Genomic DNA, 18,514 nt, shown 5'->3' with positions numbered 1-18,514 from the left:
CCCCGGCGGCGGGCCGGTCAGACGCTGAGCCGGCTGCGCGTCCGCACCGGGGAGTCCCCCCGACCCCCGGTGCGGACGGGCAGCCGGCTCAGTGCCGGACAGCCACGCCCCTCATGCCTCGTGCTCCTGGACCGGTTCACCCGTCACACGGAGCCGACCTCCTGCCGGTAGACGGACCGCGGATCCGCGCCGAACGTGTGCACCAGCTCGGCGGCCACCGCCGCGGCGTGGTCGTCGTCGACGACGGCCTGCACCCTCAACCGTTCGCGGAAGTCGACGCGCTGGTAGCGCCCACGGAAGACCTCGACGATGGGCGTCGTCGGCGAGTAGACCGCCGCGTCAGACAGGACGATCGACTCGGCGCCGGCCGCGAGCAGCGCGTCCCGGAGCGCGTCGACCCGCCCGGTGTCCACCAGGGCCGTGACCAGCTGGCGCCCGGGACGGCCCTGAGCGGTCCCCCCTGCGGCGCCGGCCGCGGACGGGCCACCGACCCCACCGCTTCCGGAGCTCCGCCCCGCGGACTCCATGCCGCGCACCGCCACCCCGCTCAGGGCGTACGCGGCGGCGCCCTGCTGCTCGCGGTCCAGGTCGTCCTGCTCGGCGAGCGGCACGCGGAGCCCGATCGTCACGTTGACGAGCGCCGCGATGACCCAGCTGAGCACGAACGAGAACACCACGACGCTGAGGATCGCGATCACCTGGTGCCCGAGCAGCGCGCCCCCACCACCGTTGAACAGGCCGTCCGCGCTGACCGGGTTGATGGCGCTGTCGGCGAAGAAGCCGAGCAGGATGGAGCCCAGGACGCCGCCCGTGAAGTGCACGGCGATCACGTCGAGCGCGTCGTCGTAGCCCAGGCGGTACTTGACCCCCACCGCCAGGTTGCAGACCAGCCCGGCCACCACGCCGATCGCGATCGCGGCGCCCGTGCTCACGAAGCCCGCGCACGGCGTGACCGTCGCCAGGCCCGCCACCGCTCCCGACGCCGCGCCGACCAGCGTCGCGTGCCCGCTCGTGAGGCGCTCGAGCAGCAGCCACGCGCACAGCCCGCCGGCCGCCGCGACGTGCGTGTTCACCAGCGCCTGCGCCGCGATCCCATCGGCCTGGAGGCCGTCGCCGGCGTTGAACCCGAACCAGCCGAACCACAGGATGCCGGCGCCCGCGAGCATCAGCGGCAGGTTGCTCGGCGAGGACGAGACGTGCGGCCAGTCCCGCCGCCGGCCCACCACGAGCAGCACCGCGATGGCCGCCGCCCCCGCGGAGGCGTGCACGACCATCCCGCCCGCCCAGTCCTGGGCGCCCAGGTCGGCGAGCCAGCCCATGGGATGCCACAGCCAGCGGGCGACCTGCGGGTACACGGCCAGCGACCACACGGCGAGGAAGACCACCCAGCCGAGCATCTTGAGCCGCCCGGCGGTGGCGCCGGTGAGGAGCGCCGGGGTGATCACGGCGAACATCATCTGGTAGGCCACGAAGGCCAGCACGGGGATGGTGACGCCCGCCGCGACCGTGTGGAACTGGGGCTGCTCGATGTCCAGCAGCGCGGTGGCGTCCAGCGCGCCGAGGAACTTGGTGCCTTGGTTGCTGAACGCGAGGGTGTACCCGAGCAGCACCCAGGTCAGCGAGATGACGCCGAGCGGCACGATGTTCTGCAGCATCATCGTCAGCGTGTTGCGGGACCGCACCATGCCCGCGTAGAACATCGCCAGGCCGGGTGTCATGAAGAGCACGAGTGCCGCGCACACCAGCACCCAGGCAGTGTCAGCCTCGTTCATCGCGCAGCCTCCCCGAGAGCGGGCCCCCGCCGCTTCCCGCGGGCCCGACGGCGGTCCCCCGCGTCTTCACCCGATGCTGCGAATGTAAACCGGCCCGACATAGGCCGCGATTCGGCCGTAGCGCGTCGTCAGCGCACGGCGGTCCACCGCGGCCCGGCCCGACGGTCCAGCGTGGGGCGAGAGGTGTCACCGAGCCGGTCGACAGCCGCCACGACGTGCTGGCCGACCGCGAGGGCGTGCTCGTCGTCGGCCACGGTGAACCGCACGGAGATCCGCGCCTCGCCGTGCGTCACCGCCAGGTCGGAGGACTCCACCGTGGCGAGCTCACGGGCCGCCGACGCGGCCGCGGGCACGACGCCGGCGGGGTCCACGCCCGGGTGGAGCAGGCCGACGCCGATCGAGACGCGGTAGGAGGGCACGGCGTCACGGTACGTGCTGGCGGGCGTCGTCCCGGGCACCGCTCTGAGGCGCCTCAGGCCGCGGCCATCCCACCCGCCCCCGCACGACCGGGCATCTGACCGATCCGCGCGCCCCGGCCTCAGAGGCACCGTCTGAGGTGCGAGCACAGGGCTCGCCAGCAGGGGAGGCACCGATGAACGACATGTGGGGACAAGGGCTGGACGCCGAGCTGGCGTACCGCCGGGAGCGGATGCTGAACGACCTGTCAGGGCGCGGGGACCGGCCCGCCGCACGGGAGGGACGGGCCCGGGTCGTCGAGGTGCGCCTGGGCGCCCGGATCCGTCGGGCGGTCCGCACGGCCGTCGGTCGGTGGGGCCTGACAAGATCGGAGCCATGGGCCCAGCCTCGATGACGACGCAGTTCGTGGCGCGCGGCGACCAGGTCGCGCAGGTCGCCGCAGCGCTGGCCCGCGCGGCCGGTGGCAGCCCGGGGGCGGTGCTGCTCGGCGCCGACGCCGGGGTGGGCAAGACGCGGCTGCTTCGCCGCTGCGCGGAGCTCGCCGAGCAGGCCGGGGCCACGGTGGTCACCGCGCACTGCGTGGACCTCGGAGAGATCGGCCTGCCGTACCTGCCGTTCGCCGAGACGCTGGCCCAGCTGCGCGCTCTCGCCCCCGAGGTCGTCGACCGCGCGCTGGCCTCCCGCCCGGCGCTCGGCCGGCTGCTCTCGACCGGCTCGCAGGAGCTGCCCGCGGCGGAGGACCAGATGAGCCGGCTGCAGCTGTTCGACGGCCTCTCGGCGGTGCTGGGCGCCGTCGGGCGTGAGGGCGCCCCGCTGCTGCTGCTCATCGAGGACCTGCACTGGGCGGACTCCTCGAGCCGCGACGTGCTGCGGTTCCTGTTGGCTCGGATGCGCCAGGAGCACCTGCTGGTGGTCGCGAGCTACCGGACCGACGACCTGCACCGACGCCACCCGCTGCGCCCGATGCTCGCCGAGCTGACGCGCCACCCCCGCGTCGAGCGGATCGACCTTCCGCCGTTCACCGTCGACGAGATGCGCGAGTTCACCACGGCCGCCCTGGGCCGCGCGCTGCCGGAGGAGGACCTGCGGCGGGTCAGCGAGCGCTCGGAGGGCAACGCGTTCTTCGCGGAGGAGCTGCTCGAGACCACCTCCATCAGCGCCGACGGCGGGCTGCCGTGGACGCTGCGCGACGTGCTGCGCGGCCGGCTCGAGCAGCAGCAGCCCGCGGTGCAACGACTGGCCCAGATCGCCTCGGTCGGCGGCCGCCGGGTCGACGAGCCGTTGCTGCGAGCCGTCGCCGAGGACGTCGCTCGCGACGAGCTGGACTCCGCGCACGGCTACGACGCGGTGCTCGGCGAGGCGGTCGCCCACCACGTGCTGCAGGGCGAGGGCGAGCACATCGCCTTCCGGCACGCGCTGCTCGCCGAGGCCGTCTACGCGGACCTGCTGCCCGGCGATCAGGTGGCGCTGCACCGGGCCTACCTGCGGGCGATGGCCGCCGACCCTGCGCTCGGCCTGCCGTCCCGGGTGGCCGTGCACGCGACGCGCGCCCACGACCTGCCCACGGCCCTGCGGGCCTCACACGCCGCCGCGCACGCGGCCGCGCAGGTCCTGGCGCCCGTCGAGGAGCTGCGCCACCGCGAGACGGTCCTCTCGCTGTGGGACGCGGTGCCCGACGCGGCCGACCAGGTCGGCTCCGACCTGGTCGAGGTGCTGCTCGCCGCCTCGGGCGCGGCTGGCCAGGCCGGCGAGCTCGATCGGGCGATCGCCCTCGCCCGGCGCGCGCTCGAGGCCGCGGCCCAGGACGCCGCTCGCCAGGCCGAGGTCCGCACCGTGCTGGCCCGGTGCCTGCTCGCCGCGGACCAGGTCCAGGAGTCCCACGACCAGGCAGGCCGCGCCGTGGCCGACCTCACCGCGCACCAGCGGCTCGAGGCCATGCCGTGGGCGCTCGCGACCCATGCCCGCTCCGCCATGAACATCGACCTGGACCAGGTGGCACTGCGCAGCGCCGACGCCGCGATCACCTCCGCGCGGGCCGTCGGCTGCGCGGCCGCGGAGGCGGACGCCCTGACCACGCTCGCAGTGCTCGTCGTGGACGACCCGTCCCGCGCCGCGGCCCTCCTCGCGACGTCGGCGGCGCGGGCCCGCGAGGCCGGCGACCTGGCCACCGAGCTGCGCTCCCTCTACAACCTGTCCACGACGCACTACTACGCGGGCCAGATCGCCGTGGCGCACGACATCGCCATCCGTGGTGTCGCACAGGCACGGGACGTGGGCCTGTCCCTGAGCGCCGAGGGCGCCACGCTGTGGCTCTTCTCCGAGATCGCGCGCTACGCGCTCGGGGACCTGAGCCCCGCGGGGACGGACCATCCCCCGGTGCCCGCGTGGGCGGCGCCCCTGTCCGCGGCGATCGAGCTCTGCGCGGCGGTGGCCCGCGGCGAGGCGGACGTCATCGAGCGCGGGCAGGCGATGCGCTCGTCGTGGGACCGCGACGGCCAGCTCGCGCTCCTCGCGGGGGCCAGCACGATCGAGGCCCTGACCCGGGCTGGGCGGGTGGACGAGGCCGTGGAGCTGTCGCTCGAGCTGATCGACCACCTGGGCCGCACGTGGAGCGACCACTTCCTGGGCGGGATCCGGCTCGCCGCGCTGGCGCTGGCCGCGCTCGCGGACGGCGCCGAGACGGACCGGCAGACCGGCGCCGACCCTGCTCCCCGCCTGGCCCTCGGCGACCCTCTGCTGGGCCGGGCCGTCGCCACGGCCGAGCGCGGCCGGCCGCGGGGCGGACGGCTCGGTCCCGAGGGCCGGGCGTGGCTCGCGCGCGCCCGGGCGGAGCACGCCCGCCTGCAGGGCTCCGCCGAGCCGGCGGCGTGGCAGGCCGTCACCGAGGCCTACGACTACGGCAACCGGTACGACGGGGCGTGGGCGCGGGCTCGCTGGGCCGAGGCCCTCGCCGGCTCGGGCGACCGTGCGGGCGCCGCGCGCGAGGCGTCGCGGGCACTCGCCGACGCGCAGACGATGGGCGCCCAGCCGCTGCACGCGTGGCTGATCGCGCTCGCCCGGCGCTGGCGGCTCGAGGTGCCGGGCGCCCGCGCGCCGTCCGTCGACGTCCTGACCGCCCGCGAGGCGGAGGTGCTGGCCCTCGTGGCGGACGGGCTGAGCAACCGGCAGATCGGCGAGCGCCTGTTCATCAGCGCCAAGACGGTGAGCGTCCACGTGTCCAACCTGCTCGCCAAGCTGGGGGCATCCGGCCGCGCCGAGGCCGTGGGCATCGCGCACCGTCGCGGCCTGATCGGCGCGGCGGCCGAGGGCTGAGCGCGAGGGCTGTCGCGCCGCAGTGCTGTGCCACGATGACGCGACATCCCCAGCACCAGGCGAGGCCCCCATGAACCGCAGCACCGACCGCATCCTCACCACGCACGCCGGCAGCCTTCCCCGGACGCCCGAGCTGCTCGCCGCCAACGCCGCCCGCGAGGCCGGTGGCTCCGCCGAGGGCTACGACGCCCTGCTGTCCGGCGCCGTGCTCGACCTGGTGCGCCGCCAGCGCGAGGCGGGCATCTCCGTCCCGGGCGACGGGGAGTTCGGCAAGGCCATGAGCTCCCCGGTGGACTACGGCGCCTGGTGGTCGTACTCGTTCCAGCGGCTGGGCGGACTCGAGCTCGACACCGCGATGGGGTGGGCCACCGCCGACCACACGTCCGCGCCTGGCGAGATCCGCCTCACGGGCTTCGGCAACCGCCGCGACCAGGCCCGGTTCCGGGACGCCTACACCGACCCGTCCAGCGGCATCTTCGCCGCCGAGGGCCCCAAGCCGTTCCCCAAGTGCACCGGGCCGGTCACCTACACCGGCCAGGAGGCCATCGCCTCCGACGTCGCGAACCTGCGCGCCGCGCTCGACGCGACGGGCTCCACCGAGGGGTTCATCACGTCGATCGCGCCGGGCAGCGCCGCCCGCATCGCGAACGAGCACTACGCCACCGACGAGGAGTTCGTCTGGGCGTGCGCGGACGCGCTGCGCGAGGAGTACGTCGCGATCATCGAGGCCGGCCTCGTGCTGCAGATCGACGACCCGTCGATCGCGGAGAGCTGGGACCAGATCACCCCGGAGCCGAGCGTCGAGGACTACCTGGCATTCACCAAGGTCCGGGTCGAGGCGCTCAACCACGCCCTGCGCGGCCTCCCCGAGGACCAGATCCGCTACCACCTGTGCTGGGGCTCCTGGCACGGCCCGCACACCACCGACCTGCCGATGGCGGACATCGTCTCCACGATGCTCGAGGTCAACGCCGGCGCGTACTCGTTCGAGGCGGCCAACGCGCGCCACGAGCACGAGTGGCGGGTGTGGGACGACGTCGCCCTGCCCGAGGGCAAGCTGATCCTGCCCGGCGTGGTGGGCCACTCCACGAACGTCGTGGAGCACCCCGAGCTCGTCGCCGACCGCATCGAGCGCTTCGCCTCCCGGGTCGGCCGCGAGAACGTCGTCGCCGCCACCGACTGCGGCCTGGGCGGCCGCGTGCACCCGCAGATCGCGTGGGCCAAGCTCGACGCGCTGGTGCAGGGCGCCGAGCGCGCCTCCCAGCGTCTCTGGGGCTGACGAGGCCGCGGATCCCCCGCCGGGCACGGCCGGGGGATCCGCGGCACTGACGGCGTCCGGCGGGAACACCGGCGCCCCGCGGGGCGTTGGCACGCCATGGCCACTGTGATCACCGTCGTGGACCCGCACCTGCCCACCGTCACCGCCGACGCGTCCCCCGCGGCGACGTCCTTCGACCCCGGCGCCCCGCCGCTCGCCGAGCTCGACCGCCAGGTCCGGGCCTATGCCGAGCTGGGCGTGGGCGGGCTGCTCGGCCTGGACGCGGACGGCCTGCGGGCGGCCGTCGAGCCCTTGCGGGCGGCCGTCGCCGCGCTGCCGATGACGCCCGCGATGACCGGCGCCGTGACGGGCAAGGCGGAGGACCACGTGCCCTTCGTCCTGGTGCTGAGCCCCGAGGCCCTGGCCGAGCGCGGGCACGACCTCGACGACGTGGCGCCAGCCATGCGCCGGGGCCGCCAGCGCGGGGTGAGCGTGATCGACCCCGAGGAGCTCGCGACCTACCGGCCCCTCGACGACGTCTGGCAGCCCGATGGCCCCTTCTGGCTGCTGCACGGCATCGACACCGGCTCGGAGTTCTGCGGCGCCACGCCCGAGTCGGCGCTGGCCACCGTGCGCGGACGCGGTCGGACGCCGCTGACCATCGCGGAGGGCATCGCCCTGACGGTGGTGCGCCCCGACATGCTGCGACCCAACCGGTGCTACTCCCTGATGGGCTCCCGGGCGGGGAACCAGCGTGTCCCGGCCGTGTGGATCAGCGAGCGGCGCGCGAAGCTGGGCTGGTGCTGGGACCGCAACCCGCACACCTGGCTCGGCGCGGCCTCGGCCGCCGGGCGCCTCGGAGCCTGAGAGCCGCACACAGCCACGCGGCCTACTCTGCGTCTACGTTCCGCCGTTTCCTGTGGGCCCGCGCAGCGGGCGACCCGAGGAGGTGTCACCCCATCACCCGTTCCCTGGTGTTCGTGCACGGCATGCGCACGTCCTCGTCGATCTGGGACGGCCAGGTCGCGGCGATGACCCGGTCCGGTCACCGCGCCCATGCCGTGGACCTGCCGGGCCACGGGGCCCGCGTCGACGAGCGGTTCACCCTGGACGCCGCGCTCGAGACGATCGACCGCGCCGTCACCGCCTGCCCCACGCCACCGCTGCTCGTGGGCTTGTCGCTGGGCGGGTACATCTCACTGGCCTACGCGGCCGGCGCGCAGCACAAGCTGGCCGGGGCCGTCCTGGCCGGGTGCTCCACGGAGCTGCGCGGCAAGCCGATAGCCACGTACCGGCGCGTGTCCAACCACGTGACCCGTGCCCTCGGGGTGGGCGGCGACAACTGGGGCCTGGTGAGCGACATGCTGGGCGCGCTCACGGGCTACTCCTCGTTGGAGCACCTGCGCACGCTGCGCCTGCCGGTGTGGCTGGTCAACGGCATGCGGGACCCGCTGCGGATGGACGAGCGCCGATACCTCGCCACGCTGCCCACGGCACGACTCACCGTCGTCCCGCGCGCCGGCCACGACGTGAACAGCCATGCGCCGACGGCGTTCAACCGGATCTTGCTCGACGCGGCGCACCGGTGGCGGCCGGCCGCGGTGGCCGTGCTGTCCTGACGCCGGTGCCCCGCGCCATGCGACGACCGGCGGTCAGACGGGTCCCGGGCGCACCTGGCCGTCCGCGGCCCGCAACGTGGTGTCCGGCCCCGGGAACACCAGCGTGCGGTCCCCCGTGTCGGCCCACTCCACGACGAACGGCGGCGTGCCGTCCTCGTGCCTGAGCTCCACCACAAGCCCCTCGCGAACGTGCCCGCCCACGATGCCAGAGCTGCTGATGATGCGATCCCCCACCGCTGCCTTCATCACATCCCCCTGCGTCACCAGCGGCACGTGTGCCGCTTCTGATGTCCCATCCTGCCCCGTCGCGTGGCGGTTGACACGTGCTCGTCGGACCCGAGATCCCCCCGAACGGCGGATTGCGCGCCGTCCAGAGCCGAACGTCTGTCCACATGGGACCCATTCATGGTGGAAGATCAAGAGTGATGCCTTACCGACCCGCCGGGAAACCGCGCCATCTGCCGAACAGTCCCTTCAATGCTGCCCGCGAGGCGGCCCTCGCTCGGATCGTCCCGCTGCCCGTCGGCACGCGGGTCTCGCACGAGCGCCACGGCCTCGGCCGTGTCATCGCCCTCGACGGCGACGCCGCCGTGATCGTCGACTTCGGCAACGGCGAGCGTCGCCGTGTCGCGCTCGACAGCCCCAAAATCGAACGCCTGGAAGACTGACCCGGGCCCGCCCTCCGGCGGGACCGACAGACCCCTCGCACGCCCGACCCCGCACCCGCGACTGGTGCGCGGTGGGCGCGAGGGCACGGCGCGCCCTCGTGCGCGCCGCCCGTCAGGCGACGGGCATCCACACGCGCATGGTCGACGGCCCTGAGCCGGACCTGGACGCGCTACGAGCGGACGGGCGCGAGCCTCGGCGAGGACCTGTCGGCCGCCACGGTGCGCATCGAGCGGCTCACCAGCGGCCGCAGGTAGTGCGTCGCGAGCCACGCGACGACCGGGGTGGCCACCGCGTCGCCGAACCCGTACAGGGCCTGGTTCGTGCGCGCCCCGGACAGGTCGTAGTCGCCCGCGCCCATGAGCCGGGCGTACTCGCGCGGCGTCATCCAGCGCACCCGCACCCCGCCTCCCGCGATCTCGACCACAGCCTGCTTGGAGGAGCCGCCGCGCGCCGTGCGGAGGCACCCCGCGATGTCGTCGGCCCGCACCTCCCACACGGCCACGCCGTGACGGGTCCGGCGGTACGCCGTGCGGCGCTGGACCCCCGGGGCGCCGCGGAGGTCGCGGACCCGGGCCGCCTGCACGGGGGACAGCGAGCCCAGGAAGGCCTGCGTGCGCTCGGCGTCCCACCAGCGCGCGTCACTGCGCGGGACGTCCTCGAGCAGCGCGGTCAGGCCGGTGCTGCGCAGCGGCGGCAGCGGCGGGAGCCCTGCCTGATGGGTGACCAGCGTGGGGTCCTCGAACGGTCGCTGGAGCCAGTCCGGCCGCAGCTCGGGGCACGGCACAGCGCCGTCGGCCGGCGGATGCTGAGCCCCCACCAGGAAGAGCCGCGGCCGTGACTGCGGCACGAACCTGCGGGCGTCGAGGAAGAGCACGTCGACCGAGTAGCCCAGGCCGTTGAACGCGCGGACCGCCGCCGTGAGGTCGGCCCCTCCGTGCGAGGTCGCCAGCCCCACCACGTTCTCCAGCACCACGACCTCGGGCCGCCGGGCGCCCAGCTCGTCCAGGAGCCGGGCGAACTGCCAGAAGGCGCTCGACTCCCGGCCCGCCAGCCCGGCGCGCCCGCCCGCCAGCGACAGGTCGGTGCACGGCGACGACGCCCAGGCGAGCGACGCGTCCTGCGGCAAGTCGGAGCCCGCCACGGCGCCGATGTCGCCGAGCACGAACGTGTGCTCGTCGCCGTCGCGGAAGTGCCCCTGGTACAGGGCCTGCTTGTCGGGCTCGTAGTCGTTCGACCAGGCGACCTGGAAACCGGCCTGCTCGAGCCCGATCCGGGCGAGCCCGATGCCGGCGAAGAACTCCAGGACCTGCGGTTTCACCACGGGCGGCGCGTCCGTCGTCGACATGGCGCTCATCCTAGGGAGCGCCACCCCCGCCAACGCCGAGGCGCCCCGTCGTACGGTGGAGCCGTGACGGACGCAGGGCCGGTGGATGACGCAGCCCAGGCGCCGGGCTCAGCCTCGTGGGCCAGCTCGCCCGCCGTGCGAAGGTCGATGCAGGGCAACCGCTCGCGCGACACCGTCCCCGAGCTGGCGGTGCGGCGTGCCGTGCACGCCCGCGGGCTGCGGTACCGCGTCGCCGCGCGTCCGCTGCCGGATCTGCGGCGCACGGCGGACCTCGTCTTCAGCCGCGCGCGGATCGCCGTGTTCGTGGACGGCTGCTATTGGCACGGCTGCCCGGAGCACCACCGGCTGCCCGCGACGCACGTCACCTACTGGTCGGAGAAGGTCGCCCGGAACCGGGCCCGCGACCTCGACACCGACGCCCGGCTCGCCGCCGCGGGGTGGACGGTCATGCGCTTCTGGGAGCACGACGACCCGGCGGCCGTCGCCAACGCGGTCGAGGCCGCGGTGCGCGCGGCGGGCCTCCGCCCGCGGTAGGCGCGCCCGCCCGTTGCGACGCGGATCAGCCCTGGTCGCCGGGGGTGGGCAGCGGGCGCCCGTCGGGCCGCATCCCGGCGACGAGCATCGCCATGAGGCGGGCGCCGAACCCGGGGAACGCGTCAGGGGCGTGCACCGTGGCGGGCTGGCTCACCTTCGCCACGGCGAGGACGAACTCGGTGGCCCCGAGGTCCTCGCGGAGCAGCCCGGCGTCGCGGGCTTGGGCGAGCACCGCCTCGACCGCCTGCTCGGTGCGCTGCTGCGTGGCCGCGACCTGCGGCGACATGGACGCCTCAGGGTCGTGCGACAGCGCGCGGATCACCGAGCCGAGCTGGAGCTTGACCAGCCGCTCGGCGAAGGCGTGCCAGGTGGCCTCGGGACGCTCCGCGAACGTCGCGCTCGCCTCGGAGGCTGCGAGCTGCATGTCCTCGAGGACGGCGCAGGCGGTCGCGTCGGCCAGGTCTCGGCGGGTGGGGAAGTTGCGGTAGAGCGTGGCGATGCCCACACCGGCGCGTGCGGCGACGGCGTCGAGCGCGACCGCGTCGCCGTGCAGCAGGAACTGCTCGCGGGCTGCGGCGATGAGGGCCTCACGCCGCCTGAGGGCGTCCGCGCGCATGGTCTCCGTCCAGGGGTCGTGAGGGTCAGGGGTCGGACCCTCGGCTTGACACGGTAGCCGAGACAGTCCAGATTAGCGGAGGAAAATCCTCCACTAACGCTCGAGGGACACGCATGCCTGACACGACCCCGCCCATATCCGCCGTCAGCCGGTCGGGTGCCGCCGCCCCAGCCGCGCCGGGCGCGGGCCGGCACCTGCCGAAGTTCGCCGCCTCGCTGCTCGCCCTGACCGTGATCGTGGTGGTGCTCCTGCTGCTGTTCGTCCTCCCCTCGCTCAAGAGCGGCGCACGCGACCTGCCGATCGGCATGGTCGGCGACACCCAGGCGGTTCAGGTCCTGGAGGACCAGCTCGAGACCGTGGCCCCGGGCGCCTTCGACACGGCGGCCTACGACGACGAGGCCGCGCTGCGCACCGCGATCCTCGACCGGTCGGTCGTCGGCGGCGTCATCGTGGAGAACGGCTCGGCCCTACTCCTGACCGCCACCGCGGGCAGCGCGCCGATCGCCGGCTCGCTCACCGGCAGCGTCACCGCCGCCGCCGCCAGTCTCGGCATGCCCGTCGCGGTCGACGACCTCGTGGCGTTCACCAGCGACGACCCCACCGGCATCGGCATCGGCGGGCTCGCCTTCCCGCTGGTCTTCGGCGGCATCGTGCCCGCCGTCGTGGCGATGCGCGTGTTCAAGCACAGCCTGCGCATGCAGCTCGCGAGCGCCTGCTCGTTCGCGGCGGTCGGGGGCCTCGTGGTGACCTCGGTGCTGCGGTTCTGGTTCGGCAGCTTCGACGGCTCGATCCTGCTGCCCGCGGCGGCGCTCGCCCTGGGCATCGCCGCCATCTCCGTGCCGCTCATCGGACTCCAGTCCACGGTCGGCGGCAAGGGCTTCACCGCCCTCGCGGCCTCCATGATGTTCCTCGGGAACCCCCTCGCCGGCATCGGCACCTCGGCGGCCTGGCTGCCCAGCGGCCTCGGGCTGTTCGGCCAGCTCCTCCCCCCGGGCTCGACCGGCACGCTCGTCCGCTCGGCCGCGTACTTCGGCGGCCGCGGCGCGGGCAGCGCCCTGGTGATCCTCGTGGTGTGGGTCGTCGCGGGGGTCGGGCTGTGCGTCCTGGGCGCGCGGCGCGCCGCGGCAGCCCAGGCCGAGGCCGAGGTGGACTCCCCGCCGCTCGCCGACCCGACGCCGGAGCTGGCCCTGGTGTGACCGCCACGGCACCCCACCAGGCCGGCTGACCTCCCAGCCCCACGCCGCCTCGTCGACGAACGTCTCCACGGAGACCGTCGGCGGGGCGGCGCCGGTGTGTCGACGCCGCCCCGCGGCCACCCAGACGCGTCAGGCCCAGACAGGTCGGCCCCAGATACGGAAAAAGGCCCCCGCGGGGGCCTCTGACCTGCTGTCTTGCTGGAGCCGCCTAACAGAATCGAACTGTTGACCTTCTCATTACGAGTGAGACGCTCTACCGACTGAGCTAAGGCGGCATCGTCGTTCTCCGAGGAGCACGGCGAGCGCGCCTACTGTACCCAACGGAGGGGCCAGTCTCCAAAGCGACCGATGAGCCCGCTGGTCAGGCCGTCTCTCACCGGTCGGCGTGGCGCCGCGCCGCGCTCAGCACCGGGTGCCGTCAGCAGGCGCCTCGCCGGTCAGCAGGTAGGTGTCCACGGCGTCGTCGACGCACTCGTTGGAGCGGCCGTAGGCGGTGTGCCCCTCGCCCTCGTAGGTGAGCAGCACGCCCGAGGACAGCAGCGCGGAGAGCGACTCGGCCCAGGCGTACGGGGTGGCCGGGTCGTTGGTGGTGCCGATGACCAAGATCGGCGCGGCACCCTCGGCGGCGTAGGAATCGAGCCCGCCCGCCTCGGGGACGGGCCACTGGGCGCACACGACGCCGCCGTAGGAGAAGTAGTAGCCGATGGTGGGGGCCGCCGCCTCGATCTGGGCGGCGGACGCCTTCATGGACTCCAGGTCGGACGGGGAGCGGTCGTCGGCGCAGTTGATCGCCCAGAACGCCTCGGTGGAGTTCGACGCGTAGGTGCCGTCGTCCTGCCGGTCGTAGTAGAAGTCCGCGAGGAACAGCAGCGTCGAGCCGTCGTTGGCCAGCGCGCCCTGCAGGCCGCGGGTCAGCCACGGCCACAGGTCGGGGGCGTAGAGGCTCTGCGCGATGCCGGAGAACGCGAGGCTGCCGGTGAGCGGCCGATCGGGGTCGTCCGTGGGGATGGGGTTGCGGCGGGCCCGATCCAGGACCTTCTTCACCTGGGCCATGCCGTCCTCCACCGAGCCGGTCAGCGGGCAGCTGGCGCCGGTGCGGCAGTCCTCGACGTAGGCCCGCAGCGCGGACTCGAACCCGACCGCCTGGCCCTGGGCCAGCTCGTCGGCGGAGAGGGTCGGGTCCAGGGCGCCGTCGAGGACCATGCGGCCGACCTTCTCCGGGTACAGCGCCGCGTACGTCGCGCCGAGCTGCGTGCCGTAGGAGTAGCCGAGGTACGTGAGCGTCTCGTCACCGAGCACAGCGCGCAGCACGTCCATGTCCCGTGCGGCGCTCACCGTGTCGACGTGCTCCAACAGCTCGCCGGTGTTCTGCAGGCACGCCTCGCCCAGGGCCCCGAACCGGTCCTCGGCCTCCTGCACCCCGGCCTCGGTGCTGTAGTCCGGGTCCGCCGAGACGATCTCGTCCATCTGCTCGCCGTCCACACACTCGACCGGCTGGGAGCCGGCCACGCCGCGGGGGTCGAAGCCGACGATGTCGTACCGCTCGGCGATCTCCTTGCCGACCCGCTCCATCACGATGCCCTCAAGCGCCTCGACGCCGGAGCCACCCGGGCCGCCGGGATTGGTCAGCAGCGAGCCGATGACGTCGCTCCCCGTCGCCGTGGAGCGGTTGACCGCGAGCGTGATCACGTCGCCCTCGGGGTCCTCCCAGTCCAGGGGCACCTCGACGGTGGCGCACTCGAGGTCCCCGCACTCGGTCCACTCGACCTGCTGCTCGTAGAAGCGCGACAGCTCGGCGGGCACGTCATGGGTGATCTGCGGGCGCTCCGACGCGTCGGACTGGTTCTTGGGGCTGGTGCACCCGGCGAGGGCCAGCGCCCCGGCCACGAGCGCGGCAACCGCGCCCCACCTGCGGCGAGTCCGTGTCCGGTCCCCGTCGGGGACCTGCGGGTCGGCGGGCATGGGGCGGCGCAGGTCAGGGGCAACAAGAGGCACGACACCACCCTAAGCGGGATCTACCGCTGAACTGTGCCGGTCCGCGGGTGCTTCCGCTCCCCGTCCCCAGCAGCAGCCGTGTCAGCCCTGCGGCCGCAGCGCGATGGTCATGGCCTCCACGGCCAGGAGCGGCGAGACGTTGCCGGCGAGCCGGGTCCGCGCCTCGCCGATCGCGTCCATGCGCCGCAAGGTCTGCTCCGGGGTGCTGCTGGCCGCGAGCGCCCGCACGTCGTCCCGCTGGTCGAGGTTGACCAGCTCGACCCCGGCGTGGAGCTGGACCACGAGGACGTCGCGGTACAGCGAGAGCAGGTCCACCATCGCGCGGTCGAGCACGTCTCGCTGCGCCCGCGTCGCCCGGCGCTTCTGCTCCTCCTCGAGGAGCCGGACCTGGGCCCGGAGCGCGGGCGGGATGGTCGCCGCGCCCTCGGCGCCCAGGGAGCGCAGCAGCGCGGTGCGCTCGGCGGCGTCCCGGTCCTCGGTGGCGGCCTTCGCGTCGGCCTGCGCCGTCTCGACGAGCTCCCCGGCGGCGAGCACCGCGTCGCCCACCCCCCGCACGCGCGGCGGGATGGACAGCACCTTGGCGCGCCGGGCCCGGGCCTCGGGGTCCCGGGCGAGGCGCCGGGCGACGCCGATGTGGCTCTGCGCCGCCCGGGCGACGACCGTCGCCACCGCCGGGTCCACGCCGTCACGGCGGACGAGCAGCTCGGCGACGGCGTCGACCGGCGGCACCCGCAACGGCACCGAGCGGCTCCGCGAGCGGATGGTCACCAGCACGTCCTGCGGGCTGGGCGCGCACAGCAGCCACACGGTGCGGGGCGGCGGCTCCTCGATGGCCTTGAGCAGCACGTTGCCGCTGGTCTCGTTGAGACGGTCCGCGTCCTCGATGATGATCACGCGCCAGCGGCCCTGCGACGGGGAGCGCTGGGCGAGCTCGACGAGCGGGCGTGCCGTCTCGGCGCGGATCTGCACGCCCTCGGTGGCCACCACCGTCACGTCCGGGTGCGTCCCGGCGAGCACCGTGGCGCACGCGTGGGAGGTCACGTCGCCCGTCGGGTCCTGGAGGGCGGCGGCGAACGCCCGTGCCGCGTTGGACCGGCCCGACCCGGGAGGCCCGGTGATCAGCCAGGCGTGCGTCATCTGGGACGGGTCCGCGGCGGCCCCGCGCAGCACGTCGATCGCGGGCTCCTGCCCCACCACGTCGTCCCAGACCGTCGCCGGCGCCGTGGCGTGGGCGATCGCCTCGGGCGTGTCCCAGCCGGTCACGGCGCGAGCCCGAGCAGGGGGGCGACCCGCTCCCGCACCTGGTCGGCGATCTGCTCGATGGGCGCTGTCGCGTCGAGCACGAGCCACCGGCCGGGATCTGCCGCCGCGCGGTCGAGGAAGGCCTGCCGGGTGCGACGGTGGAAGTCGTCGCCCGCGCGCTCCAACCGGTCGGGGTCGCCCGTGAGGCGGCCGCCGCCGACCACCGGGTCGAGGTCGAGCAGCACGGTCAGGACCGGCATCAGGCCCCGGGTGGCCCACACCGAGAGGTCCTCGACCTCCTGCGCTCCCAGGTCCCGGCCCGTGCCCTGGTAGGCGACGGATGAGTCCAGGTAGCGGTCGGTGATGACCACGGCCCCCCGGTCGAGCGCGGGACGCACCAGGCTGTGCACGTGGTGCGCCCGGTCCGCCGCGTACAGCAGCGCCTCGGTGCGGGGGTCGACGTGGTCGCCGTGCAGCACGGCGTCGCGGAGCACCTGCCCCAGCGCAGTCCCGCCGGGCTCGCGGGTCAGCACGACCTCGCGGCCGTGCGACTCGACCCAGGAGCCGAGCAGCCGGGACTGGGTGGACTTCCCGGCGCCGTCCCCGCCTTCGAAGGAGATGAACACCCCGGGGGCCGTCGGAGGAGGGGTCGCAGTCAAGGTCACGCCCGCCAGGTTAGCCGCCGGTCCTGACGTGGGCCGTCGCACCTGCGACACTGTGCCGTGCCCACCACGCCCCGCGCCGCCGAGGGCCTCCCGTTGCCCGCCGCCCGGCCGCTGCCGCGCGTGGCCGACGAGGCATTCGAGCGCTTCTGCCGGCTCGCTCAACGACAGCTCGGCGCGTCCGTGGTGCTGGTCTCCCTCACCGCCGACGGCGAGCAGGTCATCCCGGGGGCCGTCGGCCTTCCCCCCGAGTTCGACGCCACCCGCCAACTGCCGTTGACCGCCGCGCTCTGCCAGCACGTCGTCGCGGACGGCGTCCCGCTGGTCGTCCCTGACGCCCGGTTGGACCCGCGGCTGCACGACAACGGCGCTGTCCGGGAGCTCGGGGTCGTCGCCTACGCGGGGTTCCCCATCGTCGACGAGCGGGACGAGGTGGTGGGATCGCTGTGCGCGCTGGAACTGGCGCCGCGGGACTGGTCCGAGGACGACCTCGCCGTGCTGCTGGACCTGGCCGCGGCGTGCAGCTCCGAGCTGCGCCTGCGCGGCGAGCGCGAGCGGGCGCGTCGGGCGCAGCAGCAGGCGACGCGCTCCTACCGGCAGAGCGGCCTGCTGCTCCTGCTGAGCGATGCGTTCCAGGATGCGCTGACCGTCCCCGACGTCGCCCGCACCGCGGCCCGGGTGGCGGCGACCGGACTAGGCACCTCGTTCACCGGGCTGGCGGCGCTCGACGAGGACGGTCGCTCCCTGTCCTACGTGTCGATGGCCTCGTTCGTGGGGGACGACGTCGAGCGGTGGCGACGGACCCGCCTGACCGACGACCGCCCCGTCGCGCACGTCGCGCGCACCCGCAAGCCGTTGTTCTACGAGGACCGCGAGGCGCTGTTCGCCGACTTCCCGGTGGTCAAGGAGATGGAGTTCCTGGGCGAGGCCCGGGCATTCCTGCCGCTCGTCTCACGGCAGCGGCTGATCGGCGTGCTCGGCATCGGCTGGCAGCAGCGCCGGACGTTCCATGACGACAACCGGGCCGTCAAGACGGCCCTCGCGGCCTACACGGCCCAGGCGCTCGAGCGCGCACAGCTCCTGGAGGAGCGGCGCCACGTCGCACGCACCCTGCAGGACGCGATGCTGACCGCGCTGCCGCAGCCGGACCACCTGGCCATGGCCGCGCACTACCTGCCCGCCGGACGCGCCGACCGGGTGGGCGGCGACTGGTACGACGCGGTGGTGCTCCCCACGGGCTCCGTCGCCGTGATGGTGGGCGACGTGACCGGCCACGACATGGACGCGGCCGCCCGTATGGGCCAGCTGCGGTCGACGCTCCGGGCGTTCGCCTGGGACCACCCTGACCTGCCCTCGACCTGGCTGGCCCGGCTCGACCAGGCCAACCGGGGCCTGGGGCTGGACACCATCGCGACGGCGCTGACCGGGCGCATCGACACCCTGGGCGAGGGACGCTACCGGCTGCACTGGTCCAGCGCCGGGCACCCGCCGCCCGTGCTGGTCCGCCCCGGCGAGGGCGCCCGAGCCCTCGGCCGCCGGTCCGCCAACGACCTGCTGCTCGGCGTCGACCCGCAGCGGGCCCGGCACGACCACACCTTCGACATGCAGGTGGGCGACACCCTGCTGCTGCACACCGACGGCCTGGTGGAGCGCCGCGGCCGCCCGCTGCAGGAGAGCCTCGACCTGCTCATCGCGACGGCCTCGCAGCTGGGCTACCTCAGCCCCGACAAACTGGTCAGGGCGTTGACGGACGCCCTGGTCAGCGGGCACCCCTCGGACGACACGGCGCTGCTGGCCGTGCAGGTGCGCCCCTGCCCCGGCCAGGTGGATCTCTGACCGCATCCGCCGGGAGCGGCGCGCCGGGACTGGCGCGCCGC

At 74.6% G+C, this 18,514-nt stretch carries 16 protein-coding genes and 1 tRNA gene; 8 read left to right on the top strand and 9 right to left on the bottom strand.

Annotated elements, in window-relative coordinates; all coding sequences use genetic code 11:
- Positions 1 to 143: 143 nt before the first annotated feature.
- Both NP064_RS02490 and NP064_RS02485 read right to left on the bottom strand, forming a co-directional pair.
- Complete coding sequence (locus tag NP064_RS02490) at positions 144 to 1,772, bottom strand: ammonium transporter (protein WP_227568097.1); 1,629 nt, start codon at positions 1,770 to 1,772, stop codon at positions 144 to 146.
- A 128-nt stretch (positions 1,773 to 1,900) separates the two neighbouring features.
- Positions 1,901 to 2,191: a hypothetical protein gene (locus NP064_RS02485; RefSeq protein WP_227568098.1), complete on the bottom strand. Its 291-nt coding sequence runs from the start codon at positions 2,189 to 2,191 to the stop codon at positions 1,901 to 1,903.
- Between the two features lie 373 nt (positions 2,192 to 2,564).
- On the opposite strand from NP064_RS02485, the gene NP064_RS16630 reads away from it, so the two are divergent.
- From NP064_RS16630 to NP064_RS02460, 4 genes are all read left to right on the top strand, one after another.
- Positions 2,565 to 5,501 carry a helix-turn-helix transcriptional regulator gene (locus NP064_RS16630; RefSeq protein WP_284439684.1) on the top strand — a complete coding sequence of 979 codons (2,937 nt, stop codon included), beginning with the start codon at positions 2,565 to 2,567 and terminating at the stop codon, positions 5,499 to 5,501.
- Between the two features lie 70 nt (positions 5,502 to 5,571).
- Positions 5,572 to 6,780 carry a cobalamin-independent methionine synthase II family protein gene (locus NP064_RS02470; RefSeq protein ID WP_227568100.1) on the top strand — a complete coding sequence of 403 codons (1,209 nt, stop codon included), beginning with the start codon at positions 5,572 to 5,574 and terminating at the stop codon, positions 6,778 to 6,780.
- Between the two features lie 96 nt (positions 6,781 to 6,876).
- Positions 6,877 to 7,626, top strand: a complete 750-nt coding sequence (locus NP064_RS02465) for a DUF5701 family protein (RefSeq protein ID WP_256813765.1) — start codon at positions 6,877 to 6,879, stop codon at positions 7,624 to 7,626.
- A gap of 107 nt (positions 7,627 to 7,733) precedes the next feature.
- Complete coding sequence (locus NP064_RS02460) at positions 7,734 to 8,378, top strand: alpha/beta fold hydrolase (RefSeq protein ID WP_256813764.1); 645 nt, start codon at positions 7,734 to 7,736, stop codon at positions 8,376 to 8,378.
- Between the two features lie 33 nt (positions 8,379 to 8,411).
- Here the strand turns inward: NP064_RS02460 and NP064_RS02455 are convergent, their stop codons facing one another.
- Entirely contained in the window at positions 8,412 to 8,624 is a 213-nt protein-coding gene (locus NP064_RS02455) for a DUF1918 domain-containing protein (protein ID WP_227568103.1), read from the bottom strand.
- Between the two features lie 179 nt (positions 8,625 to 8,803).
- Here NP064_RS02455 and NP064_RS02450 point away from each other — a divergent pair, with 179 nt between their 5' ends.
- Positions 8,804 to 9,046 (top strand): hypothetical protein, encoded by a 243-nt coding sequence (locus NP064_RS02450; RefSeq protein WP_227568104.1) that lies wholly within the window; start codon positions 8,804 to 8,806, stop codon positions 9,044 to 9,046.
- Between the two features lie 170 nt (positions 9,047 to 9,216).
- Here NP064_RS02450 and NP064_RS02445 read toward each other — a convergent pair whose 3' ends face one another.
- A complete protein-coding gene (locus NP064_RS02445; RefSeq protein ID WP_227568105.1) occupies positions 9,217 to 10,392 on the bottom strand; it encodes a DNA cytosine methyltransferase in 1,176 nt (391 codons plus the stop codon).
- Between the two features lie 63 nt (positions 10,393 to 10,455).
- Here NP064_RS02445 and NP064_RS02440 point away from each other — a divergent pair, with 63 nt between their 5' ends.
- Positions 10,456 to 10,926 carry a very short patch repair endonuclease gene (locus NP064_RS02440; protein WP_227568106.1) on the top strand — a complete coding sequence of 157 codons (471 nt, stop codon included), beginning with the start codon at positions 10,456 to 10,458 and terminating at the stop codon, positions 10,924 to 10,926.
- 25 nt (positions 10,927 to 10,951) lie between these two features.
- On the opposite strand, the gene NP064_RS02435 is transcribed toward NP064_RS02440, so the two are convergent.
- Complete coding sequence (locus tag NP064_RS02435) at positions 10,952 to 11,542, bottom strand: TetR/AcrR family transcriptional regulator (protein WP_227568107.1); 591 nt, start codon at positions 11,540 to 11,542, stop codon at positions 10,952 to 10,954.
- Between the two features lie 113 nt (positions 11,543 to 11,655).
- Here NP064_RS02435 and NP064_RS02430 point away from each other — a divergent pair, with 113 nt between their 5' ends.
- Complete coding sequence (locus NP064_RS02430) at positions 11,656 to 12,738, top strand: hypothetical protein (protein WP_227568108.1); 1,083 nt, start codon at positions 11,656 to 11,658, stop codon at positions 12,736 to 12,738.
- Between the two features lie 199 nt (positions 12,739 to 12,937).
- Here NP064_RS02430 and NP064_RS02425 read toward each other — a convergent pair.
- The 4 genes from NP064_RS02425 to tmk all read right to left on the bottom strand — a co-directional run bounded on the left by NP064_RS02425 (position 12,938) and on the right by tmk (position 16,640).
- Positions 12,938 to 13,013 (bottom strand) — tRNA-Thr (locus tag NP064_RS02425).
- A 127-nt stretch (positions 13,014 to 13,140) separates the two neighbouring features.
- Positions 13,141 to 14,733, bottom strand: a complete 1,593-nt coding sequence (locus NP064_RS02420) for an alpha/beta hydrolase (protein ID WP_308015294.1) — start codon at positions 14,731 to 14,733, stop codon at positions 13,141 to 13,143.
- Between the two features lie 81 nt (positions 14,734 to 14,814).
- Positions 14,815 to 15,996 carry a DNA polymerase III subunit delta' gene (locus NP064_RS02415; protein ID WP_227568109.1) on the bottom strand — a complete coding sequence of 394 codons (1,182 nt, stop codon included), beginning with the start codon at positions 15,994 to 15,996 and terminating at the stop codon, positions 14,815 to 14,817.
- On the bottom strand, positions 15,993 to 16,640 hold the full coding sequence (gene tmk, locus NP064_RS02410; RefSeq protein ID WP_227568110.1) for a dTMP kinase: 648 nt from the start codon (positions 16,638 to 16,640) through the stop codon (positions 15,993 to 15,995). The genes NP064_RS02415 and tmk overlap by 4 nt, the downstream gene beginning before the upstream one ends.
- Before the next feature lie 57 nt (positions 16,641 to 16,697).
- On the opposite strand from tmk, the gene NP064_RS02405 reads away from it, so the two are divergent.
- Positions 16,698 to 18,473, top strand: coding sequence for a SpoIIE family protein phosphatase (locus tag NP064_RS02405; RefSeq protein WP_227568111.1), 1,776 nt, complete (start codon positions 16,698 to 16,700; stop codon positions 18,471 to 18,473).
- Positions 18,474 to 18,514 lie beyond the last annotated feature (41 nt).

It is taken from the genome of Cellulomonas chengniuliangii (genome assembly GCF_024508335.1).
Lineage (GTDB): Bacteria > Actinomycetota > Actinomycetes > Actinomycetales > Cellulomonadaceae > Cellulomonas_A > Cellulomonas_A chengniuliangii.
This window is presented reverse-complemented; position numbering and strand designations above follow the sequence as displayed.

Bases quoted from the DNA above. Each gene is read 5' to 3' on its own strand.
- NP064_RS02490 (WP_227568097.1), bottom strand. From the start codon at position 1,772: ATGAACGAGGCTGACACTGCCTGGGTGCTGGTGTGCGCGGCACTCGTG.
- NP064_RS16630 (WP_284439684.1), top strand. From the start codon at position 2,565: ATGGGCCCAGCCTCGATGACGACGCAGTTCGTGGCGCGCGGCGACCAG.
- NP064_RS02470 (WP_227568100.1), top strand. From the start codon at position 5,572: ATGAACCGCAGCACCGACCGCATCCTCACCACGCACGCCGGCAGCCTT.
- NP064_RS02465 (WP_256813765.1), top strand. From the start codon at position 6,877: ATGGCCACTGTGATCACCGTCGTGGACCCGCACCTGCCCACCGTCACC.
- NP064_RS02455 (WP_227568103.1), bottom strand. From the start codon at position 8,624: ATGAAGGCAGCGGTGGGGGATCGCATCATCAGCAGCTCTGGCATCGTG.
- NP064_RS02450 (WP_227568104.1), top strand. From the start codon at position 8,804: ATGCCTTACCGACCCGCCGGGAAACCGCGCCATCTGCCGAACAGTCCC.
- NP064_RS02445 (WP_227568105.1), bottom strand. From the start codon at position 10,392: ATGTCGACGACGGACGCGCCGCCCGTGGTGAAACCGCAGGTCCTGGAG.
- NP064_RS02435 (WP_227568107.1), bottom strand. From the start codon at position 11,542: ATGCGCGCGGACGCCCTCAGGCGGCGTGAGGCCCTCATCGCCGCAGCC.
- NP064_RS02430 (WP_227568108.1), top strand. From the start codon at position 11,656: ATGCCTGACACGACCCCGCCCATATCCGCCGTCAGCCGGTCGGGTGCC.